This window comes from Marinomonas shanghaiensis (assembly GCF_003259175.1).
Taxonomy (GTDB): domain Bacteria; phylum Pseudomonadota; class Gammaproteobacteria; order Pseudomonadales; family Marinomonadaceae; genus Marinomonas; species Marinomonas shanghaiensis.
On the sequence record NZ_QGOK01000043.1, the window covers coordinates 1 to 2,256 of the forward strand.

Here is a 2,256-nt window from a genome sequence, read left to right on the forward strand (position 1 = left end):
ATATAGTGAAATGTGAATATAGAAAAATATTATTAATATATCAATATCAAATTTGCATCTATGGCGGTACATGGAATCCAGAAACAAAGGAATTAACATTCGGATTAAGAGCTCAAAGAATTCCTGGGTATTTGTCCTTAATTTCATGGACGAATGCATCTATAATAGATATAGATTGGATGCCCATATTTACTCTCAATTTAAATGGTGACGTTCTTAGTGATAACAGAAAAAAGGATAGATAAAGATGGATAATAAATTAAAACATGATTTAGCAACACTTTCTGATATTTCATATTTCGCACCAAATATTAGATCAAGCGTTCTTGGTGAGATTCCATCAAATTATACATTAGTAGGAGAGCGTACATCCATTCCACTTGGCTTTAATGGAGCCTCTTTTTACAATAGTTCAACGAATACTCTAGCCATTGGCATCGCTGGAACTAATCAGTGGAATCCAATGGATTTAATACAAGACGGATACGTTTCTAGCTATGGCTATACTGGCCAATATTTTGCGGCGGCATCACTTAGAGATGAATCTTTAGCGACCTTGGCAAAACAAGGGGTAACTTCCCCAACCCTTATATACACAGGTCATTCACTTGGTGGTGTTCCAGCTCAGATGTTAGCTCTTCAAGATTCTAATGCTCAAGGGGTCGTATTTAATTCTCCTGGTTTGGGCGGAATATGGGGCGATCTATATGAGGTATTTAATAGTGATAAGTCTAATTTAACAAAGGCTTCTAATGTTACGTATGTGTACTCGCAAGAGTGGGGTTTTGCCTCACCTATTCATGCTTTAGGTATGCGTATCCCCGGAAGCACTATAGATTTTGTGGAGGGGACATCTGGACATAAAATAGGGCCTTTAGCCGAAGGTTTAAAAGCAAGGATTCAAGAGAACAATCCATTCAGTGGATCTAACCGCAATAGTGTTGATGCTTACTATAGCGATCTTGTTGATAAGACCTTACCGAGTTCAAACAATTCTACTTCCAAAAAATCCAGTGATAATATTTTTCCATATAGGAATAAAGAGGCAGCTGAAGCAGCCTTAGGTAATTCAACACCCAAAACATCAATCGATAATATTTTCCCGTATAGAAATAGAGAAGCGGCAGACGAGGCGGCTGAGAGAGCCAGAAAAGAAGCTGAAAAAGACACTAGTTGGGACGAAGAGAGTAATGAGCATGGCAATAGTAGTTCAACTGGTAAACCTGTCGTCATTGACATGGATGGCGATGGCATTGAACTGACTAAACTTAACGAAAGTACCACAGATTTTGATTTTGATGATGATGGCTATCTAGAACGCACTGCTTGGACGACGGGTGATGATGCCTTGTTGGTGTTTGACATAGGTAATGACGGCAAAGTTATCGAATCAAAAGAAATTGCTTTTGCGAAATGGACAGAAGAAGACGATACCGATTTAGAAGCCCTAGCGACGCATTTTGATACTAATAAAGACAAAGTGCTAGACAGTCGAGATGCGGGTTGGAGTAGCTTTAAAATCTGGCAAGACCGCGATACGGATGGTGTGGTAGATGACGGTGAAATGCTGACGTTAGAAGAAGCAGGCATTAAATCCATCGGTCTTCGGTCTTGAAACACGAGACGGCACAAAAGAAGTGCTATCAGACGGCACGGTAATCCATGGTCTTGTGGATGTGCAAAAAGCAGATGGTTCGATTGTTGATGGAGCGGATGTTGCGTTTGCTTATAACTCTCTTGGTTTTCGTTCTTATAAAGATTCAAGCGGTAATACGGTTTATGAGCTGGAAAATGGAGATGTTCAAAAGATTAAGGCGTTTAACGGACAAGAAAAGAGTTTTAATTTAGGTAACGATGCAAGTGTTTGGATTGGCGCTGAGGGAAATGCGCTTGCCAATACTATTGATGCATCCTCTAAAACTGGCAATGTATTGTTAAGTGGTGGTGCGGGTAATGACACGCTCATTGGCGGTGTGGCTGCTTACACTTCTTCTAGAGATCAGTACGATTTTGATAATGTTGAAAACCGTTTACTAGATGATTTTGGTTGGACAGGTAGTGCGGGAAAGTATATGGCACAAACCGATGCTTTCTTTCGCAAAATGGGGCTCACAACGCTTGGGGGGGATTATGCTATTAGGGTATAGAATTTTAGTGTTATTACTTTTTTTATCACTTAGTAATTTGGCAAGGTCGGATAACATGAATGCTTACTTTGATAGTAAAACGTGGGAAGAACTTACCGAGTTTGGAAAT

3 protein-coding genes are annotated in these 2,256 nt (G+C 39.8%); all 3 read left to right on the forward strand.

The genetic code is table 11. The annotated features are described in order from the left end of the window. On the forward strand, positions 1-245 hold a 245-nt coding region (locus tag DKT73_RS20380; RefSeq protein WP_232827945.1), incomplete at its 5' end, for a hypothetical protein. Positions 246-247: 2 nt separating this feature from the next. Then, complete coding sequence (locus DKT73_RS19845) at positions 248-1,615, forward strand: SPM autocatalytic domain-containing protein (RefSeq protein ID WP_111640259.1); 1,368 nt, start codon at positions 248-250, stop codon at positions 1,613-1,615. Between the two features lie 61 nt (positions 1,616-1,676). Beyond that, positions 1,677-2,147 carry a hypothetical protein gene (locus tag DKT73_RS19850; RefSeq protein WP_157959222.1) on the forward strand — a complete coding sequence of 157 codons (471 nt, stop codon included), beginning with the start codon at positions 1,677-1,679 and terminating at the stop codon, positions 2,145-2,147. The last annotated feature ends 109 nt before the right edge of the window (positions 2,148-2,256 follow it).

Excerpts from the sequence above, each read along its gene's own strand:
- DKT73_RS19845 (WP_111640259.1), top strand. The coding sequence starts at position 248 with ATGGATAATAAATTAAAACATGATTTAGCAACACTTTCTGATATTTCA.